The 17,443-nt window shown below is 73.4% G+C and carries 14 protein-coding genes; all 14 read right to left on the reverse strand.

Annotated elements, in window-relative coordinates:
• Positions 1 to 25 precede the first annotated feature (25 nt).
• On the reverse strand, positions 26 to 973 hold the full coding sequence (locus ACFYML_RS05645) for a glycosyltransferase family 2 protein (protein WP_387419469.1): 948 nt from the start codon (positions 971 to 973) through the stop codon (positions 26 to 28).
• A complete protein-coding gene (locus ACFYML_RS05650) occupies positions 966 to 2,594 on the reverse strand; it encodes a Wzz/FepE/Etk N-terminal domain-containing protein (protein WP_387419470.1) in 1,629 nt (542 codons plus the stop codon). Before ACFYML_RS05650 ends, ACFYML_RS05645 begins: the two co-directional genes overlap by 8 nt.
• A 166-nt stretch (positions 2,595 to 2,760) precedes the next feature.
• The gene (locus ACFYML_RS05655) at positions 2,761 to 4,656 is read right to left on the reverse strand and encodes a delta-60 repeat domain-containing protein (protein ID WP_387419724.1); all 1,896 of its coding nucleotides are present in this window, start codon (positions 4,654 to 4,656) and stop codon (positions 2,761 to 2,763) included.
• 238 nt (positions 4,657 to 4,894) lie between these two features.
• Positions 4,895 to 5,842 carry a glycosyltransferase gene (locus ACFYML_RS05660; protein ID WP_387419471.1) on the reverse strand — a complete coding sequence of 316 codons (948 nt, stop codon included), beginning with the start codon at positions 5,840 to 5,842 and terminating at the stop codon, positions 4,895 to 4,897.
• An 85-nt stretch (positions 5,843 to 5,927) separates the two neighbouring features.
• Complete coding sequence (locus ACFYML_RS05665; protein ID WP_387419472.1) at positions 5,928 to 6,761, reverse strand: phosphatase PAP2 family protein; 834 nt, start codon at positions 6,759 to 6,761, stop codon at positions 5,928 to 5,930.
• A gap of 299 nt (positions 6,762 to 7,060) precedes the next feature.
• Positions 7,061 to 8,296 (reverse strand): hypothetical protein, encoded by a 1,236-nt coding sequence (locus ACFYML_RS05670; RefSeq protein ID WP_387419473.1) that lies wholly within the window; start codon positions 8,294 to 8,296, stop codon positions 7,061 to 7,063.
• 107 nt (positions 8,297 to 8,403) lie between these two features.
• On the reverse strand, positions 8,404 to 9,303 hold the full coding sequence (locus ACFYML_RS05675) for a family 16 glycosylhydrolase (protein WP_387419474.1): 900 nt from the start codon (positions 9,301 to 9,303) through the stop codon (positions 8,404 to 8,406).
• 87 nt (positions 9,304 to 9,390) lie between these two features.
• Positions 9,391 to 10,200: a shikimate dehydrogenase gene (locus ACFYML_RS05680; protein ID WP_387419475.1), complete on the reverse strand. Its 810-nt coding sequence runs from the start codon at positions 10,198 to 10,200 to the stop codon at positions 9,391 to 9,393.
• Positions 10,197 to 11,420, reverse strand: a complete 1,224-nt coding sequence (gene mltG / locus ACFYML_RS05685; protein ID WP_387419476.1) for an endolytic transglycosylase MltG — start codon at positions 11,418 to 11,420, stop codon at positions 10,197 to 10,199. Before mltG ends, ACFYML_RS05680 begins: the two co-directional genes overlap by 4 nt.
• Entirely contained in the window at positions 11,417 to 11,878 is a 462-nt protein-coding gene (gene ruvX / locus ACFYML_RS05690) for a Holliday junction resolvase RuvX (RefSeq protein ID WP_387419477.1), read from the reverse strand. Before ruvX ends, mltG begins: the two co-directional genes overlap by 4 nt.
• A gap of 74 nt (positions 11,879 to 11,952) precedes the next feature.
• The gene (alaS, locus tag ACFYML_RS05695) at positions 11,953 to 14,631 is read right to left on the reverse strand and encodes an alanine--tRNA ligase (RefSeq protein ID WP_387419478.1); all 2,679 of its coding nucleotides are present in this window, start codon (positions 14,629 to 14,631) and stop codon (positions 11,953 to 11,955) included.
• Positions 14,628 to 14,933 (reverse strand): hypothetical protein, encoded by a 306-nt coding sequence (locus ACFYML_RS05700; RefSeq protein ID WP_073835241.1) that lies wholly within the window; start codon positions 14,931 to 14,933, stop codon positions 14,628 to 14,630. Before ACFYML_RS05700 ends, alaS begins: the two co-directional genes overlap by 4 nt.
• 24 nt (positions 14,934 to 14,957) lie before the next feature.
• Complete coding sequence (locus tag ACFYML_RS05705) at positions 14,958 to 15,419, reverse strand: DUF948 domain-containing protein (protein ID WP_073835240.1); 462 nt, start codon at positions 15,417 to 15,419, stop codon at positions 14,958 to 14,960.
• Positions 15,420 to 15,566: 147 nt separating this feature from the next.
• The gene (locus tag ACFYML_RS05710) at positions 15,567 to 16,196 is read right to left on the reverse strand and encodes a hypothetical protein (protein ID WP_387419725.1); all 630 of its coding nucleotides are present in this window, start codon (positions 16,194 to 16,196) and stop codon (positions 15,567 to 15,569) included.
• Positions 16,197 to 17,443: the final 1,247 nt, after the last annotated feature.

A 17,443-nucleotide genomic window follows, 5' to 3' on the forward strand; every position in this document is an offset into this window, starting at 1 on the left:
CGGCGGGAGGGTCCCGGCCGCCCGGTCAGACACCCCGTCCCGTCCGCTGGGCCAGCCGAAGGACCCGCTCCCCGGACAGCAGACCGAGCACCACGGGCACGGTCACCAGGACTCGCTTCTCGCGCGGGTTGAGCCGGAGCACCCGGCCCAACTCCCGGACCGCCTCCCGGCGGCACCGCCCGGAGGCGAGGGCGAAGGCGATCTGCCCGTGCAGCCGGGCCAGCCCGGTCCGGCTGCGGGCCAGTTCGGGGTGCTTGTCGATGAGGTATCGGGTCGCCTCGACGATCATCGCCCAGCGGCCGAAGAAGAACGAACTCCCATGCCAGTCCACCACCACCAGGACCTCAGGCACGATGACCACCGGACCGTGCGCGGCGATTCGCAACAGCCACTCGTAGTCCTCGCCGTAGCCGCCGGGCAGGTCCTCGTCGACGGGGCCGACGGCGTCCCAGGTGGAGCGTGGCAGCAGGATGGTGCTGGAGTGCACCTCCATGATCCGGTCCTCGACGAAGTCGGACAGGGTCACCTCGGTGGCGTCGAGCCGCCGTTCCTTGGCGATGCCCGGGCCCTCCAGCCGGATGCCGCAGCTGACCGCGGCGGCGTCCGGCCGGACGGCCAGCAGCTCCGCCTGGCGGCGCAGCTTGCCCGGCAGCCAGTGGTCGTCGTCGTCGCAGAAGGCCAGCAGGTCGTGCGCCGCCTCCTCCGCGCCGGTGTTGCGGCCACCCGGCAGGCCCCGCGAGTGGGTGTTGTTGACGTAGCGAAGTGCCCGGCCGTCCGGCACCGGCAGGTCCAGCGGGCGGATGTCGGTGTGGTCGTAGACGACCAGGCATTCCACCGGCCCGGGATAGTCCTGTTCGAGCACCGCGCCCACGGCTCGCTCCAACAGCCCCGGGCGGTCCCGGGTGGCCACCACCACGGTCACCGGCGGGTACGCCCCGCCCGCCGGAACGGCCGGCTGGTCGTGGTCAGTCACGTCCATCTCCCGTCAGCACGAACCCGAACGGCTCCACGCCCACCGCACGCAGCCGCTCGACCAGGCGGACCAGCTCGGCGATGCGGGTCCGGTCCCGGGCCGCCACCACCACCGCGCGGCCCTCCCGGGCGGCCCGCACGCCCCGCTCGTCGTGCAGCGCGGGCGGTGCGTCGAGCACCGTGAGGCCGTCCCCGGGCAGGGCGTGCAGCTCGACCAGCCGGACCGTGCCGGAGCCGATCCGCAGCTCCTGCCCGTCGGTCCGGCTGCCCGCACCGGCCGCCGCGGGCCGGCTGGCGGGGATGGCCTGGGTCTGCTCCTCGTTGGTGGCGGACCGATACACCCCGCCGTTCGGCCCGTCCGCGGTCGGGTAGGGGCGCGGCTTCCGCACGGCGGGGATGACGGCCGTCTCTTCGGATCCGGCGGTGCCGCCGGCAGCCGCCGCCGGTGCGGTCGCCGGCTGCCGCTGCCGGATGACGCGCGCCGGCTCCACCGGCGGGTTGCGGCGCTGCGCGTCCAGCATCAACGGCCGGATCCGGTCCAGACTCTCCGGCGTGACCCCGAGCTGCACCTCGTGACCGGCGCCGGCGAGCGTGGCGGCCAGCCCACCGGTCAGCTGCTCGCGTCCGTCGTTCGCCGACGAGGACAGCAGCACCAGCGGGCCGCGGTGCGGGCCGTCCACCCAGCGGGCCAGCGCGAGCGCGAGGTACCGCAGATCCGACTCGTCGGGGTGCCCGCCGCGGTTGCGGCGGACCGTGCCCAGCAGCGGCGCGCCGATCGCCGCCACCGCCTCGGCCGTGGTGCGCAGCCGTCGGTCCAGGGATTCCCGCGCGAAGGCCACCAGCGCGCCGAGCAGCAAGCCGCCGAGCAGGCCCGCGACGAGGATCACCGGCGCGGCGTCCCGGCTGGACGGGATCGGCTCGCGGGCCGCGCTCGTGATCGACCCGGGGCTGAGGTCCGCGGAGGCGATCTTGGACCGCTGCTCGGCGAGCGTGGCGAGCTGGTCGTTCAGCGCCCGCAGCTGGTCCAGCAGCGCGCTGGTGCGCGGCGACGGGCTGTCCGCGGCCTGGCTCGGCAGGGATCGCTGGGTGGTGGTGCGCTGCGCCGTGACCACCGCGATCGTGTCGTCGTACGACTTCAGCACCGCCGCGCGCTGGTTCTCGTAGATGCCCCGGCGCAGGTCCAGGTACGCCTGGCCCGCCCCGTTGGCACCCTGGACCGCCTCCCGCTCGCTGTGCGCGGCGTAGTTGAAGCGCATCACCTGGCCGCCGACCGGGGTCTCCACCTCCAGCGCATCGGCCACCTCCTTGGTCTCCCGACCGGTGATGGCGGCGACCTTGTCGATGACGTCGTTGCTGGTCGCGATGCCGCTCTCGGCCGTCATGTTCACCGCGCGGTCGGCGCCACCGGAGGGCACCGAGAACGGGTCGGTGACCACCGGGCGGATCACCACGGCCGTCGTCGCGGTGTACGTCGCCGGCAGCACGAACAGGTAGACCAGCACGGCCAGCAGCACCGCCGCCGCCACGCCGAGCACGGTCCGCCACCGGCGGAGCGGAACCCGGGCCAGCTCGACGAGGCCGACCGGGTTCTGTCGGGCGGGGGCGACGTCGGTCACGTCCATCAGTCAGGTCCTTGCGCGATGAGGAATGGGTAACCGCCTCGGGCCGGAGCGGGACCACCCGGGGTGACCGTCTCATTGTCACCGGCCGGGTGCCGGTTGCGGCAGTGCGACCCGAGCCGTCCCGGGCGGTCCCACGAGGGCGGGACCGCCCGGTCGGATCGGACCGTCAGGAGGTGGCGAAAAAGAGCGTCCTGCTCGACCAGTTCACGCCGCCGCCCGCCGCCGCGAGCTGGACCGAGGCGGCGCCGTCGACGGCCGTCCCGTCGAACGGCACCGCGCGCAGCGAGCCGTCCCGATTGCCGTAGACGAGCTTGCCGCTGACCCAGGCCAGGCCGCGCACCCCACCCCAGGCGAGGCCGGTACTGGGCAGGGTGAACTCGGTGCAGCCGACGATGTAGCCGTCCGGCTCCAGATACCGGTAGAACAGCCGGTTCGTACCGGACTTGGTGTAGTACATCCGGCCGTCGAGATAGAACGCCCCGGTCATCGTCGCCGCGTTGAACCAGTCGTTGTAGCCGCTGCTCACCCAGGGCGCGCCCACCGAACCGCCCGAGAAGATCGACACCTCGAGGTAGCTGCCGCTCGGCGCGCTCGCATCGGTCTTCGACCAGTAGACCTTGTTGCCGATCGAGAAGGACGCGCCGGCAGCGGTGAGGTTCGGCTGGCTGGTGCTGACCGGGGTGCCGAGCGTGGTGCCGTCGAACGGGACCTTGGTCGCCTGCCCGTTGGCGGAGGAGACGTAGAGGAAGCCCGACGCGGCGGACGGGGCGTTGACCGCCGCCACCGTACGCCCGCCGGCCAGCGGGAACAGGCCCATCCGGCCGTGGTACTCGTTGCCGACGCCGTCGGAGTCGAAGCCGGCGTACAGGCCGGTGCTGCCGCGCCACAGCTCCCACATGATCGGGCCCCAGGTGGTGGTGCCCGCCGGGGCGCCCGAGCGGCCCGGGTTCCAGACCAGCGGCATGCCGTTGATCGGGTCCAGCGCGCCCAGGCCGAACCGGTTGATCGCGCCGGCACCGGCCGAGTCGTTGCCGTTGGCGTTGCTCAGCCAGCGGAAGTGCCCGCCCACGTAGACCACGTTGTCGGTGACCTCGACCGAGGTCACCGAGTCGGTGCCGGTGTAGTTGACCCAGGTGGCGTCGATGCCGGCACCCCGGTCCACGGTCTCGAACCGGGCGATCGCGTCGCAGTACGCCCCGTCGCCCCGTCCGCCGTCGGCGATGATGACGAAGTACGTGCCGTCGTCGGAGAAGTCGACGTCCCGGGCGTAGAACGGGAACGACCAGTCGTAGCAGGGCGCCACGTACCGCTGGGTGCTCCAGTCCGCCACGGCCGGGGTGCCGGCCAGGTCGACCACCACGACCTGGTTACGGGCCTGCCCGTTGACCTGGGTGAAGTTGCCGACCGCCACCAGGGTCCGGCCGTCCGGCGACACCGCCAGGCCCCAGACCAGCTCGCTGCTGGCCCGGGCCACGCTGGCGTCGATCTGGAAGGTCGGGTCGATCGCGCCGGTGGTGGCGTCCAGTCGGGCGAGCAGCGAGTGCTGGGTGCCGTTGACCCAGTGGAACGCGCCGGCGATGTAGAGCTTGGTGCCGACCACAATGGTGCGCCGGACGAGACCGCCGTCGCTGCGCCCGGCCCAGCTGGCCACGGTCGCGCCGGTGGTCGGGTCCAGCTCGACCAGGTTCTTGCGGCTTACCCCGTTCACGTTCACGAAGGCGCCGCCGACGATGAGCTTGCCGTCGGGGCTGACCGCCAGGGCGTGCACGGCGCCGTCCAGCACCGGGTTGAAGCCGGTCTTCAGCGCGCCCGTGGTGCGGTCGTACGCGAAGAGGTAGTTGCGGGTGGTCCACGTGCCGCCCGCCGCCTTCACGGAGGTGAACGATCCGCCGACGTACACCGTGGTGCCGATCTCGGCGAACGCCTTGGTGTCGCCGTTCTGGGCGTGCGGGGTTTCGTCCGCCGGATTCGCCGACGTGAGCGTGCTGGTGACCGGCGTGAGGCCCGCCGCGCGGGCCGGCGCGGCGAGCAGCCCGACGGCGAGCACCGGCGCGGCGAGCACGGCGAGCCACCGCCACACCGGTCGAGACGTTCTGTGAAGCACTGGCGCCCCCAATGAGGTAGTGAGAACACGACTAGCTTGCTGGAAACGGACATACGGCACCATCAACCGACCGGTCCGCCCGGTCACCGGCTCGGTCCGGTCCCGACGTACGAGTCGCGTCCCGGGCCTCCGGTGTGGACGTGGCTCCGTTGTCGACCGGCGGAGGCGGGCACGAGGTGGTCCGGCCGAAGTGGCCTCACGCCGGGTCCGTCCACTGGAACGGCGCGACGGCACCGCTCGCCTCGACCGTCCACGATGCCGCCTCCGTCAGGTCCTCGAACGTCACGGCGTCGGCTTCCCGGGCCAGGACCAGCCCGCGGCGGTCCAGATCCGAGGCCAGCTCGACCTGATGATCGTCGACGTGCTCGTCGTGGCAGCGCCGGCGCGGCACGTAGACGGCCCGGCGGCCGGCCCGCATCGCGGCCAGCGCCGAGCCCACCCCAGCGTGGGTCACCACCACGTCGGCCTCCCGCATCGCCTGCTGCATCTCCGCGTACGGGACCTGCGGGCGCGCGCCGGCCGGCAGCTGAGGGATCCGGGTGGACCCGACCTGCCACAACACCTCCACCTCCGGCGGCAGCACCTCGACCAGTCGGGCCAGTAGCCGGGGGAAGCCGAAGTGCTGGTGGGTGCCGAGGGCGACGACCACCCGGGACACCGGCCGCGGGGTGGCGAGGCGACTGGCGCGGTAGCCGTCGAAGACGGTGCCGCCGTACCGCCACCGCTCGTCCGCCCAGCCCGGGTACTGGGTGTAGAGCCGGGTGCGGGGCACCCAGGCGACCAACCGGCCGGTGAGCGAGGGGCCTTCCGTGCGGGTCGCGCTCTCGATGTAGTGGCACGCGAGCCCGCGCCGGCTGGCGGGCACGAAGAACGACATGGCCACGCTGGCGCCGGTGCTGACCACCCGGGTGAACCGGCCGCCGCGCAGCACCCGGCGGGCGGCCAGCAGGTTACGCGCCGCCCCCATGGCGTCCCGGGTGGTCGCGGGCGGGATGTGGATGACCTCCTGACCCTCCAGGAGGGAACGGCTCTGCGGCGAGTCGAAGGTCGCCCAGACGCAGTCCTCCCGCAGGCCCAGCCTCGGCCACAGGTCGTAGAGCTCGGCGAGATGCCCACCGGTGGAGGCGACGAGAAGGGTGGTCACGTCTTGCCCAACTTCCGTTCGAAGGGTCGCGGCAGGGCGGTTCCGGGCCACCGCGGGAGGAGGTCACGGGCGGCCCGGGCTCGGGTCAGGTGCCGATCGTGACGTCGTCGCGCGGGGCCGGGGCGGTGGACCGCTCCGGGGACCGGACCCGCCCTTCCGCCACCAGGACGGCGAGCACCATCACGCCGGTGAGCAGGGAGCCGAAGATCCAGCCGCCGACGACGTCCGTGAGCCAGTGCTTCTCGGCGTAGACGCGGGTGTAGCCCTCCACGGTGACCAGCATCGCCAGCGCGGTGACCAGGGTGACGCGGACCCGGCGGGGCATCCGCCAGGTGAGCGCGGCCAGCACCAGGATCGTGCCGAAGGTCATCAGCACCCGCGCGCAGCCGCCGGACGGATAGGTGCCCAGGTCGGTCGGCGGGTGGCCCCGGTCGACCACCAGCTTGAGGATCTCCTGGGTGTACTGCTCCACGACGAACTGGAGCGGCAGCGCGACAAGCGGGATCCACCAGCGCCGGCGCCGCCAGGCGACGGCGAGGACGAGGGCGGCGACCACCGTCACCCACTTGAGCGGGTACCGGTCACCGATCGCGGTGACGAACGAGTTGACCTCGGCCCACCCGTCGACCCGCCGAGCGTGCACGTACTCGAACACCGGATGGTCGACGTGGGGATCGAGCCGGGACAGGGCCTCGCCCAGCGGCCAGCAGACGGCGACGACCGCGGCCGAGCCGGCGAGCAGCACGACCATGGCGGCGCCGAGCCGGCCGAAGGCGGCGGTGAGACCGGCGACGGCGACGCGCAGCCGCCCGGCCGCCCGGCTTCCCGCCACGGCCGGGGCCCAGCGGCTGGCCAGCCACGGAACGAGGATCGCCGGCACGAGTACGGCGAGCACGCCGCAGACGTAGATCAGGATCACCGGCGGTCACCGCCGTCGGGCCGCCGGGCGGGCGAGCCGGCGCCCGTCCCGGGCCGCGCGACGCGCGCCCGCCGCCGCACGCCCTCTGCCATGCCAGCCACCGGCCGGACCTCCCCGTGCCCACGGCCCGGCGGCGCCCCACGCCACCCGGGCCGGATCGAACCCGCCACCACGTGACAGGTGGTGATCGAGTGGTGACACCCTAGTGGAGCTTCCTCGCCGGCGGTAGCGAGGGCGGCGGCTCTGCGGTGTTTTTTCCCGTATTCCAGTCGCCTCTCCGACAACGGGCACCGACCGGCTCAGTCTCGCGGCAGCCCCAACCGGTCGGCGAGCAGGTGCAGCAGGGTGGGGTGCAGTTTGCTGCTCCAGCCGCCGCCCCCGGCGGCGAGTTCCGCGGTACGTAGCCACAACTCGACGAGGTAGGCGTCGGCGACCAGGCGACGGCGCGTCGGGTCGAGACCAAAGGCGGCGCCGTACCGTTCCAGCACCGCCGTCATCTCGCCCGCCGCCTCGGCCACCCGCCGGCCACGCAGCGACAGGGCACTCTGGAACGCCTGGTGGGCGAGGTCGAAGCCGACCGGCCGCCCGGTGCCGCTGTTCTCCCAGTCCCAGGCGAAGAGGCGGCCCCGGTGGGTGCCGAGGTTCCAGGGCACCCAGTCGCCGTGCCAGTGGCCGAACTCCAATGTGGTCGTCCCGTCCCGGTCGGCGAGGGCCGCCAGCGCCGGGACGACCGGCCCGCCGGCGCGTCCGGCACGGGCCGTGAGGTCGGCCAGGAACGGCGAGTCGGCCAGCGGCCGGGGCACGGCCGGCGGGCCGCCGCGCCGGGCGACCGCGAGCATCGCGGCCACCTCCGGCCGCTCCGGGCGGGCCAGCCGGCGCACGCCGGCGGGCATCGGCTCGACCAGGGTCACCGCCAGGTCGCCCCAGGCGAGCTCCCGCAGCAGCCGGGGCACCTCGGGAAACTCACCGGCGCCCCGCGGCAACTCCCGCAGCGCGTCGGCCTCCGCGCGGACCATCGCCCGGGTCGCCTCGTTCCAGCCGACCTTCGCGTACGCCCGCGCGGTGCCCCGGTCGTCGAAGAGCTGCAGCGTCGGCTTGTGGTGCGGATCGGGTGGGCGGATGCCGATCGCGGCGTGCAGGGGGCGGCCCTCGATCCGGGTGAGGTACGCGGTGAGCAGCAGCTCGGCGGGATCGGCGGTGGCCGGGACGGCGACGGTCAGCACCGGCATCCGGGCCAGCCGGGTGGCCCCGAGACCGGCCAGCACGCCGACGGCGAACCGGTTGACGCGGACCCGGGGCGGCCGCAGTGCGTTGTACGCCAGCGTCGACGCCGCCCCGACCCGGCGGGACGGCAACGGCAGCAGGAACTTGGCCCGCTCCATCGAGGGCACCACGGCGTACCGGGCGACGACCCGGTGTCCTGGCGGCGGCGCGGCGGAGCCGGGGCCGACCCCGAGCCACAGCCGCGCCTCCCCGAAGATCGCCCGGCTCACCCAGCCCAGGCCGTCCTGGCGGATCCGTGGGTCCTCCACCACGTCATGTCCTCCCCTGTGCCAGCCCTGCGCCCCGGCACGCTGGCGGTCACGATATTGGCGACGGGCAACGGTCCGGCCGACGGGCGGGGCGGCGCCGGTGTTGAGGGTCAGCGCTGCCAGACGCGCACGTAGTCGACCCGGAAGTCGGCCGGAAAACGGGTGGCCGCGTCGGGACGCCCGAGCCAGCCCCCGACCTGGAAGTTCAGCCGCAGGTTGAACGGCTTGTCGAAGGCCTCGTCGAACCACGGCGTGGTGCCGCGGTCCCGCTGCCAGACCTGCCGGCCGTCGATGTACCAGCGGATCACCCCGGGCTCCCACTCCGTGGTGTAGGTGTGGAAGCCATCGCCCGGGTGCCCGCTCGGGAACTCCCAGCGCTGGTCCTGCTTGACCGGGGTGTAGTCGTAGAAGATGGCCTGGGTGGCGGCCCGGTGGTATGCCGCACCGCCGGGCAGCTCGACCACATCGATCTCACCCTTGCCGCCGTCGTCCGGCCGCAGCCAGAACGCCGGCCACAGCCCCTGCGAGTCGGCCGGCCCGTTCGGGGACTCGGCGCGCACCTCGAAGCGGCCGTAGCGGAACGAGGCCTTGCCGATGGTGTCCAGGTAGCCCTCGGTGTACTGCCGGAGCTGCGAGCCGCACACCGTGGTCTTCCGCTGCGCCCGAAGGGTCAGCACGCCGCCCGAGACGATCACGTTCTCCGCGTCGTCGACGTTGCAGCCGAGGTCGATGTCGCGCGCCTCGCCGTTTCGGACGTTCCACCTGGCCCGGTCGACCGTCGACCCGTCGAACTCGTCCGACCAGACCAGCTGCCAGCCCGGTACGTCCCCAGGGCGGTGGGCCGGGTCCGGCGCGGACGGACGGGCCGCCGGCATCACCTCGGCGGCGACCCGGGGCAGCGCCAGGGCGACGAGGCCGGCGACCAGGGCGGCACCGAGGACGCCGAGCAGCACGGGCCGGCGGGATCCGCGAACGGCCGGACGGTCGTGCTGGGGCGGGTGCCCGGTCACAAGCACTCCCTGGTTCGGCGAAGGGTTGCCGCAGCAGCGTATCGACCTGTCGCACTCCGGTCGTGCCGGTCGGGCGCCGGGCCGGAATCAGACGCGTGCCGCAGCCAGCGCCGCACGCATCGCGTCGACCGGCGCTTCGACGCCGGTGAACTGCACGAACTGGTCGACCGCCTGGGCCAGCAACAGGTCCAGCCCGGAGACCACCCGGCAGCCGGCGGCGAGCGCGGCCGTGGCGAGCGGGGTGGGCCAGGGATCGTAGAGCGCGTCGAAGAAGACGGACCCCGGCCGCCAGTCGAAATGCCCGGCGAGCGGATCGGCCACCCCCTTCGGCACAGTCGAGATCACCAGATCGGCGCGGGCGTGCGCCGGGGCGCCGTCCCAGTCGGCGCCGGCCAGGGGAACCCCGACCGCGCGGGCCACCGGACGCAGCTCGTCGATCGCCTCCGGCCGCCGGGCCACCACCGTCACGTCGGCCGCGCCGATCCGGGCCGCCGCCGCGATCGCCGCTCGGGCGGTGCCGCCCGCGCCGAGCACGGTCACCGTGGCGCCTGCCACGCAGCCGGCCGCGCTGAGCAGGTCGACCATCCCGGTGACGTCGGTGTTGTCCGCGTACCAGGTGCCGCCGGGGCGGCGTACCAGGGTGTTGGCGGCACCCACGGCGGCGGCGACCGGGGAGGCCTCGTCGGCCACCGCCAGCGCCGCCTCCTTGCCCGGCATGGTCACCGACAGCCCGGCCCACTCCGGGCCCAGGCCCGCGACCAGGCCGGCCAGCTCGTCGGCCGCGCACTCGATCCGGGTGTACGACCACCCGGTGAGCCCGGCCGCGGCGTACCCGGCGTTGTGGATCACCGGGGAGAGCGAGTGGGCGATCGGCTTGCCGACGACAGCGGCCCTCAAAATCGGCAGTTCTCCCCGGTCAGCACCTTGTTCTGGCACATCGTCTTCTTGAGCTGCACATACTCGGCGTCGTTGGAGCCGTAGCCCATCGTGCCCTTCTTGTCGATCGTCATGAAGTAGATCCAGTCCCCGTTCGGCGGCTCCAACGCGCCCTTGAGTGCCGCCTCTCCCGGGTTGCTGATCGGGGTGATCGGCAGGCCGGCCACGTCGTGCGTGTTGTACGGGTTCTTCGGGTCGTTGATCTCGCTCTGCAGCAGTTTGTCCGAGTCCTTCGGGTCCTTGCCCTGCAGGCGGAACCAGTAGTTGATGCCGCTGTCGATGCCAAGGCACTTGCAGCCGATCTTGCCGCGGTAGACCCGGTTGTAGATCACCTGGGAGACCTTGGCCAGATCCTTCGGATCGACCGCCTCGGCCTGGGCGATCGAGGCGGTGATCAGCGCCTCGTACGGAGAAATCTGCCGCTCCTTCTGCACCCGATCGACGAAGTCGAGCTGCTGGGTGACCCTGAGGAACTCGTCCACCATCATCTTCAGGATCTGCTCGGCGGTGGCCTTCGGCGGGATCTCGTAGGTGGACGGGTAGAGGAAGCCCTCGATGCTCTTCTGGACCTTCTTGCCGTCCTCGCGCTTGAACCAGAAGGCCGGCACGCCCAGCTTCTCCGGGTCCGCCGCGGCCTTCTTGAACTCGGCGACCGGGATCTTGGTCTCCTTGGAGAGGATCGCGTAGATGTTCAGGGTGATGGTGCCCTCGGGGATGGTCACCCCGTTTACCACCCGGCTCTTCGGGTCGAGCAGCAGGGTGACCACGTCGGCGGCCTTCATCTGCTTGCGGACCTTGTAGCTGCCGACCTGGATGTTCTTGCTGCGCGAGTTCGCCTCGGCGGCCTCGATGAACGCCTTGGTGCTCTTCACGACCCCGGCGTCGTAAAGGGTGTTGCCGATGTCGGTGAGGGTGTCGCCGGCCTTGACCTGCACCAGCACCTCGCCGGAGCCCGGGCCGTCGTAGTCGGGGGTGACGAGGTAGCTGCGGATCCGGTCGAAACCGACGTAGGCGCCGCCGCCGATGCCGCCCAGCAGTACGAGCGCCATCAGGAGGGCGAAGACGGTCTTGCCCCGGCCGCCGCGCGAGCCGCCGTTGCGCTTCCGTACCGCGCTGCGCCGGTGCCGGCCCTTCTCCCCCCTCTCCTGCTCGTCGAACACCACGTCAAGGTCGTCGATCATTGCGTCCGCCTCCGCTGTGCGTCCAGCCAGCTCTGCAGAATCTCCACCGCGGCGGCCTGATCGACCACCGCCCGTTGGCGCTTTCCCCGGACGCCCCGTTCGGCCAGCCTACGACTCGCGACCACGGTCGACATCCTCTCGTCCGTCAGCGTCACCGGAATCGACCCCATTACATCGGCCAAACGGGCAGCGTACGCCGATACGTTCAGCGCCGCCGGGCCATGCTTTCCGGCGAGGTTGACCGGCAGCCCGACGACGATCTCGACCGCCTCGTGCTCCGCGGCGAGCCGGACCAGCTCGGCCATGTCGGTCGGCACCGCGTCCGGCGCCGCGGTCAGGTCACGGGCGAGGGTGACCAGCGGGGTGGCCAGGATGCCGTGCGGATCCGACCGGGCCACCCCCACCCGGACCTGCCCGACATCCACCCCAAGTCGAACCCCGCGGGTCGGTTCAGCCATCTACCGGACACCTTCCCACCGGTACGGGTCAGGGCGGACCGTTCGGTCCGCCCTGACCTCGAACGATGCGACCATCACGCCTCGGCGATCGCCTTCTCCACCGTCTGGAGCAGGTTCGGCGCCTCCGCGGCGGGCAGGCCACCGCCCTGGGCCAGCTCGTCGCTGCCGCCGCCCCGACCGGAGAAGGCGGCCTTCACCAGGTCCTTCGCGCTCAGGCCCCGCGCCCGGGCGGCCTGGTTGACTGCCACCACCAGGGACGCCTTGCCGTTCGCCCGGGCGGCCACGGCGACCACCGCCGGCCGGGCCGGGTCGATCCGGCCCCGGACCTCCTGGGCCAGGGTCCGCACGTCGTTGGCCGCCGCGCCCTCGGGCGCCTCGGTCCCGACGTACGCGACGCCCCGCACGTCCCGGGCCTGCGCGGCCAGTGCCGCCGCCCCGCCCAGCACCAGCTGGGCGCGGAGCTTCTCCAACTCCTTCTCCGCGTCGCGGAGCTGGGTGACGGTCTGCTCCACCCGGTCGGCGACCTGGTCGCCAGGGACCCGGAACAGCTCGGCCAGCCGGGAGACCAGCAGGTGCTCGCGGGCCAGGAAGCCGAACGCGTCCATGCCCACGAGGGCCTCGATCCGGCGCACACCGGAACCGACCGACGCCTCGGAGAGGATCTTGACCAGGCCGAGCTGGGCCGAGCGGGCCACGTGGGTGCCGCCGCACAGCTCCCGGGCGTAGTCGCCCACCTCGACGACCCGGACCCGCTCGCCGTACTTCTCGCCGAACAGCGCCATCGCGCCGATCCGGCGCGCCTCCTCCTGCGTGGTGATGAAGGCGTGCACCTCCAGGTCGGCCAGGAGCACCTCGTTGACCTGCTGCTCGACGTCGTGCAGCACGCTCGGCGCCACCCCGGTCGGGGTGTTGAAGTCGAACCGCAGCCGGCCCGGCGCGTTCAGCGAACCCGCCTGGGTGGCCGACTCGCCGAGGAAGTTGCGCATGGTCTGGTGCACCAGGTGGGTGGCCGTGTGCGAGCGGGAGATCGCCCGCCGGCGGGACACGTCGATCTCGGCGTACCCGGTCTCCCCGGCGCGCACCTCGCCCCGGACCACCTTGGCCCGGTGCACGATCAACCCCGGCACCGGCTGCTGCACGTCGAAGACCTCGAGCTGGCCGCCGCCGACCGTGATGAGACCCTGGTCGGGCTGCTGGCCGCCGCCCTCGGCGTAGAACGGGGTGGTGTCGAGCACCAGCTCGACGGTGTCGCCCTCGACCGCCGCGGCCACCTCGGCACCGCCGGCGAGCACGGCGCGTACCCGGGACTCCCGGTTCAGCTCGGTGTAGCCGGTGAACTCCACCGGGCCGCCGCCGTCGAGCACCGACCGGTACGCCGACACGTCGGTGTGGCCGGTCTTTCGCGCCTGCGCGTCCGCCTTGGCCCGGTTGCGCTGGTCGGCCATCAGCCGGCGGAAGCCCTCCGCGTCGACCTGCAGGCCCTGCTCGGCCGCGATCTCCAGGGTCAGGTCGATCGGGAAGCCGTACGTGTCGTGCAGCTGGAATGCCTTGTCACCGGAGATCGAGGTCTGCCCGGCGGACTTGGTATCCGCGATCGCGGTGTCCAGGATGGTGGTGCCGGCACGCAGCGTGGCGAGGAAGGCGTCCTCCTCCGCGTACGCGTACTGGGAAATCCGGCCGAACTCCGCGTCCAGCTCCGGGTAGGACGGGGCCATGCAGTCCCGGGCCACCGGTAGCAGCTCCGGCAGCGCCCGGTCCTGGTAGCCGAGGAGGCGGACGGCGCGGATGGCCCGGCGCATGATCCGCCGCAGCACGTAGCCGCGCCCCTCGTTGGACGGGGTCACCCCGTCGCCGATCAGCATCAGCGCGGTGCGCACGTGGTCCGCGATCACCCGCAGCCGGACGTCGTCCGGGTGCGACTCGCTGGCCGCGTGGCCGGAGCGGGCGCCGTACCGCTTGCCGGTCAGCTCGGCGGCCTTGTCCAGGATCGGCTTGACCTCGTCGATCTCGTAGAGGTTGTCCACGCCCTGGAGAATGGACGACATCCGCTCCAGGCCCATGCCGGTGTCGATGTTCTTCGCCGGCAGGTCGCCCAGGATCGGGAAGTCCTCCTTGCCGACGCCGGGACCCCGCTCGAACTGCATGAAGACGAGGTTCCAGAACTCCAGGTAGCGGTCCTCGTCGACCTCCGGGCCGCCCTCCCGCCCGTAGGCGGGGCCCCGGTCGTAGTAGAGCTCCGAGCAGGGGCCGCACGGGCCGGGGATGCCCATCGACCAGAAGTTGTCCGCCTTGCCGCGCCGCACGATCCGCTCGACCGGCACGCCGGTCCGCCGCCAGATCTCGTACGCCTCGTCGTCGTCCAGGTAGACCGTGGCCCAGATCCGCTCGGGGTCGAGCCCGAAGCCGCCCTGGTCGGCCGGCTTGGTGGCCAGGTCCCAGGCGAACGGGATCGCCCCCTCCTTGAAGTAGTCACCGAACGAGAAGTTGCCGTTCATCTGGAAGAACGTGCCGTGCCGGCTGGTCTTGCCGACCTCGTCGATGTCCGGCGTACGGATGCACTTCTGGACGCTGACCGCACGGGAGTACGGCGGGGTCTGCTGGCCCAGGAAGTAGGGGACGAACTGCACCATGCCGGCGTTGACGAACAGCAGGTTCGGGTCGCTGATGGCGGGCAGCGGAGCGGACGGCACCACGGCATGGCCGTTCGCCTCGAAGTGGGCGAGGTACCGCCGCTTGATCTCCGCCGTCTTCATCGCTGGTGTTCCTCCGGGAAAATCTCTCGGTCGCCGATCCGCGGGTCCTCCCGCAACTCGGCGAACTGGTCGTCGTACACCTCGCCGCGGGCGAAGGCCTCGTGGATCTCCTGCTCGCGCTCGGCCATCCCGATCCGGACGTCCTCGACGAAGCCGCGGACCGACTCGACGAGGCTGCCGGCGGATTCGGACAGGCCGCTGGCGATGCCGGCCGGCGTGTACGCCTGCGCGGTGCGGGTCGCCTTGCGGACCACCAGCACCCCCACGGCCAGCCCGATGCCGAGCCAGAACAACCGCTTCATGTCACAGCCCTCCCGCTCGCCGGGTCACCGGTTGGCGCGCTTCTCAGCGCGGCGCCGCTGCTTGATGATGTCCCGGGCCTCCCGCTCGTTCTCCGCGTGCCGGCGGGCGGCCGCGGCCCGGCGCACGCCGTAGCCGAAGGCGGCCACCTTGACCAGCGGGTTCGCGGCGGCGGCGGAGACCACGGCGGCGAGGTTCGCCACGTTGGCGGTGACGTTCTGCGCGTGGCTGGTCATGGTGTCCACCTTGGCGAGCTGGAGGTTGACCCCGTCGAGGGAGGTCTGCACCTGCTCGAGGGCGGTGTTGACGTTCTTCACCGTGGTGTTGACGTCACCCAGCAGCGGTGCGGAACGGTCGTTGAGGTCGTTGATCATCCGGGTGGCGGCGTCCACGGTGTGCCGCAGCCGCAGGATGGGCAGCGTCAGGATCAACACGAGCATCGCGAATGCGATTGCCGCGACCAGCGCCGCGACCTCCATAGGTTCCACGCCTGTCCTCCTCGACCAGGGTCCCGGGGCCCGACGCCCCGAGACGCGCGACCGTCCTGTCCACTCCGCCTCGGCCCGGCCCGTTCCGACCGACCGCACCGCCGGACCCGCCAGCCCCAGACCCTACCGTCCGTGATGGAGAGGTGCTCACGACGGTGAGGGTGTCAACTCGCCGAGTGGATCGTCGGTGAGCGTCGGGAAGGGATCCTCACCGGTGAGTGACGGATCAGTGCTCGGCTGCGGCCCGGTCCGCTCGTCGTCGATCGCGTTGCGGACCTTCACCGACACCAACGACCCGGTGCACGTCTGCGCTGCGGGCGAGGGGGCCGGAGACGGCGCGGGCGACCCGTCCACCGGCGGCGGCACACAGGCCGGCTCGCGTACCCAGAGGTCGAGGGTGAGCTCGTCCCGGCGCCAGCAGGTGTAGCTGCCCTTGGCCGGCTGGTCCGGGATCTGCTCCGGGCAACGGGCGACCTTCCAGCGCTGCCAACCGTCCTTGGCGAGGGCCTGCTCGTACGCCTGCGCGGTCTCCTTCGGCCCCTGCTGCGACTCGATGGTCCGTTCCCGCAGCCGGCAGTCCTGCAGGCACCAACGGCTGCCGCTGACGTTGTCGACGGTCTTCGCCGCCGCCCACGAGGGCACGTCCAGCCCGTCAAGGGTGTCGAAGACCGGGTCGTGACTGAGCGTGCGCACCCCGAAGTAGAGCGGGACCGCACCGAGCACCACCAGGCTGACCAGGACGAGGATGCCCAACCGCAGGCGCCGCCGTTCGCGCATCTGCCGGCGCAGCTCGGAGCGGGCGCCGCGCAGGCCGCTGGCGGCGGTGGCCGCCTCGGCCGGCTCCGCCTCGGCTCGCCGCAGCGCCGGTCCGGCCCCGTCTCCCGGTCCCGGTCGCGCGGGCTCCTGCGTCGGTACGACCGCGGCCGCCCGGGCCACCGCCGGCTCGCCGGGCCGCCCCGGCGGGGGCACGGCCGGACCGGGCCGGTGCGGCTCGGCCGAGGGCGGGGTCGCCCGCCCGGCCGGGCGCTCGTCCGGATCGGCGGGCCGGGCCACGGACGCGGCCGCCCGGGCCACCACCGGACCGCCGGGCGGGCCGGTACGCGGACCGGGCTCGCCGCCCGGCTGGGGCGCGCGCCCGTCATCGCCGGGCGTACGCGGCGGGACGGGACCGTCCGGCCCCGGTCGGGCCGCGCCCCGGGCCGGGCCGGCGATCCGGGCATCACCGGCGGCCGGCCCTGCTCCGGGCCGCCCGGCCTGGGCAGATACCGGGCCGGGCCGCCGCTCCGGATCGCCACCCGAGGGAATCCCGCCGGTCCGCGCCGGGTCACCGGCGACGGGAAAACCGCCGGTCCGACCGGGATCGTTGGTCGGCAGGCCGCCGGTGCGGCCGGGGTCCGGGGTGCGGCCGGCGTCCGGGCCGGCGGGTCGGCCGGCCGGCGCGGCGGGACGCGCGGATCCCCGGGCGGCCCCGGACTGGTCCGGCTTGACCGGAGGCACGGCAGCCGCGCCGGCCCGTCCGGTCGCCGCACGGTCGGGGCCGGCGGGGGTGATCCCCCGGCCCGCCGTCGGCTCGTCCATCGGGGCGGCGGGGCGGCCCGCCGCCGGCATGGCGGCGTCGCTGTGCTGGGCGCGGCCGGCCTGCCGGAGCCAGTCGGCGGATCGGTCGGGACGCTGCGGCCGCGGTTCGTCGGTGTCCTCCCGGGCCGCACGGCGTGGACCCGTACGCGGTCCGTCCACGGCGGACCGGCGTCCGCCCGGCGTCTCCGGAGCGGCCCGGCGACCGGCCGCGGTGGGTTCGTCGTCCGGCACGGCCCGATGCCCCGACGGCGGCACCCCGTCGTCGGAGGGAGCCGCCCGGCGGCCGGCGGCCGACCCCGCGTCTGTGGGAGCGGCGCGGCCCGCCGTCGGCGTCGACGGATCCACGGCAGCCGCGCGGCGACCGGTCGAGGTCACGGCATCGCCGGGCGCGGCCCGCCGTCCGGCCGGCATGTCTGCGTCATCGGGCGCGGCGCGGCGACCGGCCG

Source organism: Micromonospora sp. NPDC007230 (assembly GCF_042869115.1).
In the GTDB taxonomy this organism is placed as follows: domain Bacteria; phylum Actinomycetota; class Actinomycetes; order Mycobacteriales; family Micromonosporaceae; genus Micromonospora.